The sequence below is a fragment of the uncultured Fretibacterium sp. genome, assembly GCF_938040765.1.
Classification (GTDB): domain Bacteria; phylum Synergistota; class Synergistia; order Synergistales; family Aminobacteriaceae; genus CAJPSE01.
Genome location: NZ_CALIAA010000284.1, coordinates 1 through 3,272 on the forward strand (window position 1 = coordinate 1; position 3,272 = coordinate 3,272).

4 protein-coding genes are annotated in these 3,272 nt (G+C 64.5%); all 4 read left to right on the top strand.

Translation table 11 applies throughout. The features are described 5' to 3' along the window. Positions 1-123, top strand: a 123-nt coding sequence (locus tag Q0176_RS09995; RefSeq protein WP_299302357.1) for a winged helix-turn-helix transcriptional regulator, incomplete at its 5' end; no start/stop codon positions are given. Positions 124-406: 283 nt separating this feature from the next. Beyond that, entirely contained in the window at positions 407-1,345 is a 939-nt protein-coding gene (gene larE / locus Q0176_RS10000) for an ATP-dependent sacrificial sulfur transferase LarE (RefSeq protein ID WP_299302349.1), read from the top strand. 131 nt (positions 1,346-1,476) lie between these two features. Continuing rightward, on the top strand, positions 1,477-2,973 hold the full coding sequence (locus Q0176_RS10005) for a potassium/proton antiporter (protein WP_299302352.1): 1,497 nt from the start codon (positions 1,477-1,479) through the stop codon (positions 2,971-2,973). Between the two features lie 107 nt (positions 2,974-3,080). Then, a partial coding sequence (locus tag Q0176_RS10010) for a hypothetical protein (RefSeq protein WP_299302355.1) occupies positions 3,081-3,272 on the top strand: 192 nt, incomplete at its 3' end.

Genomic DNA, 3,272 nt, shown 5'->3' on the forward strand with positions numbered 1-3,272 from the left:
GTGCATAGAAAAGAATATCCGCAGATACCGCCGAAGGTCGAGTACAGCTTGACGGAAAGGGGAAAGTCGCTCATTCCCATTCTGGACGGGATGTGCGAGTGGGGGGATAAAAACAGGATTTGATCGGTGAAGGCACAGCAAGAGCAGCTTTCGACCGACATGGTCGATAACCGCTCCAACCCGGAGCGCGGGGTGTTCTGGGACGGGCCTGTGAGTTTTCACGGGCCGCTTTTTCCGTCCGTCGGCGTCTTGTCCGGAATGTCGCTCTCCACCCTTCCGGCCCTCCTCGTCCCGGAGGTCCCGGAGAAACGGCACGCCTTCCCGGGCCGCTCTTCCGCTCGGATGCCGCAAGCGATATAATGCCCCACAAGATGATTTCGAGGCGGAGGGCCTGGAGGACATTGCCATGATCGGGGCTGCAGACGGAGAAGGGGCGGGAAAAAAGCTGGAGAGGCTCCATGAGCTGCTGAGGGGGATCGGCCGCGCGGCCGTCGCCTTCTCGGGCGGCGTCGACAGCGCCCTGCTGGCCGCCGAGGCCCATGACGTGCTCGGCGGGGAGAGTGCGGCCGTCACCATCATCTCCCCTCTGCTGCCCGCGGACGAGCGGGAGGACGCCCTTCGGCTCGCCCGCGGACTGAAGCTGAATCACTTTGTGGTCGAGATGGACGAGCTCTCGGACCCCGCTTTCGCCGTCAATCCGTCGGACCGCTGCTACATCTGCAAACGGATGCGGTTCCTCCGTATGGCCGAATGGGCGCGGGAGCGCGGCTTCCCGTGGCTTCTGGACGGATCGAACGCGGACGACAGCCGCGACTACCGTCCCGGGATGAGGGCGCTTGCCGAGCTGGACGGCGTCCGCAGTCCCCTGCTGGAGGCGGGGCTGACCAAGGCCGAGATCCGCACCCTCTCCCGGGAACGGGGGCTCTTCACGTGGAACAAGCCGGCCAAGGCCTGCCTGGCCTCCCGCATCCCCTACGGGGAGCCCGTGACGCGGGAGGGGCTTGCGCGGGTCGAGGCCGCGGAACGCTTCCTGGCCGGGATCCTGCCTCCGAATGCGCAGTTTCGGGTCCGATCCCATGGGGACCTGGCACGCATCGAGGCGGGGCGGGAGGAGCTTCCCCTTCTTCTGGAGGCCGCCGATTCGATTCACGACGCCCTTCAGGGCGCGGGATTCCGCTACGTGACGCTGGACCTCAAGGGATACCGCATGGGCAGCCTCAACGAGGCTCTGTCCGTCGGCCTCAACGAGGCTTTGTCTGTCGGCCTCAACGAGGCTTTGCCTGTCGGCCTCAACGAGGCTTTGCCAGGCAGCCTCGACGGGGCTTCCTCTCCCTTGAAGCCTTAGACATTTTGGGATTCCAAAGGGACTGGTCCCTTTGGTGGGTTCAGGGCGAAGCCCTGGGGTATTGCCGGGAAAGTCGTGTGCATCGCTATTGTCTGTTCATCGCCATTAACTGTTGAAAGGAATGTAACGCCATGCTGCAGCATCTGGACCCCTTTCTGGTTGCGGGACTGCTGTTTTTCCTCAGCCTCATCGCCGGAACGGTCTCGGAGCGGACCCGGATTCCTGCGCTCATCCTCTTTCTGGGGATCGGGATGCTCGCGGGGGTGGACGGGCCCGGCGGGCTTCCGTTCGACGACGCCTCGCTCACGAACCTGATCGGAACCGTGGCGCTGGCCTTCATCCTCTTCTCGGGCGGCTTCGCGACCCGCTGGCAGGACATCCGACCCATCGTCGCGAGGGGCGTGCTGTTCTCCACCGCAGGGGTCATGATCACGGCCGCCGCCATGGCGGTCCTGATCTCGATGATCCCCGGGTTCTCCTTCGCGGACGGCTTCCTGCTGGGGGCCATCGTCTCCTCCACGGACGCCGCCGCCGTCTTCTCGATTCTGAGGACGCAGAGGCTGGGGCTCAAGGGGTCGCTGAAGCCGCTGCTGGAGTTCGAGTCCGGAAGCAACGACCCCATGGCCGTGTTTCTGACGCTCGCCGCGCTGCGATGGATCGACGCTCCCGGCGCCCCCTTCGGCGACATGCTGCTCCTCTTCCTGGTGCAGATGGTCGTCGGAGGCGTCATAGGGGTCCTGATGGGGCGCCTGGCCTGTTTCCTGATTCAGCGTCTGCGGGTGTCGAACGAGGCGCTCTACCCCGTCTGGGGCATCAGCATCGTGCTCGCCACCTTCGGCCTGGCGCAGAACATCCGGGGCAACGGCTATCTGGCCGTGTACATCTGCGGCATCGTCATGAGCAACGGGGACTTCCTCTACAAGTACAGCCTGGAGCGCTTTCACGACGCCCTGGCGTGGCTGATGCAGATCGCGATGTTCCTCGTCCTGGGGCTGCTGGTGAACTCCGGAGAGCTGATCAACGGCTCCGTCGTGGGGATCGGGCTCCTGGTCTCCGCGCTTCTGATGTTCGTGGCGCGTCCGCTCTCCGTTTTTATCTGCTCGATACGAAGCGACTTCTCCCTGCGCGAGCGCCTGTTCATCAGCTGGACGGGCCTGCGCGGCGCGGTCCCCATCATCCTGGCGACCTATCCGCTGACGGAGGGGCACCCCCACGCCCGCTACTTCTTCAACCTGATCTTCTTCGTCGTCCTGACGTCCGTCCTCCTCCAGGGAAAGACGCTGGCGGCCGCAGCCCGGCTCCTGAAGCTGGACACCTGGATACGGATCTCCCCCGCCTACCCCCTCTCCTTCGACCGGACGCCCGGAAGCGGGGGCGAGGAAACCCGGGAGGTCAACCTTCTTCCCGACTCCCGCGTGGTCGGGCGCACCGTGAGCGAGCTGAATTTCCCCGATGGGGTGACCATCCTGCTGGTTCATCGCGGAACCCGTTTTCTCATCCCCAAGGGGGGGACTCGTCTGGAGGCCGAGGACGCCTTGCTGATCTTCGGGGAGCGCTCCGCCCTGTCGGATGTCGAGAGGCTGCTGGCGCGCCGACGGGACGCCGAGGACGCCGAAGATGAAGGATGATGACGGGGGATGACGAACGGCGGATGGTGTGAAGGGGAACAAGCTGTAGTAAAATGGAGTATCCTGAAACGAGACCTCAGGAGCGAGGGGGCGGCGAGACGACGGCGATGAAGGTGTTCCTGAACTTTTTGGTGGAATTGTTTACCCTGACCCCGGTGTGGGTGGAGAGGGGGCATGGACGCTGGGTGCTGTCCCGCCGCATGCATCCCGCGCTGCGTGCCTTTCTGACCATCAGCCTGATGATCTTCGGGATCGCCTGGGGCCTGAATCACTTCATGGGCGTGCCCGCTCCCGAGACG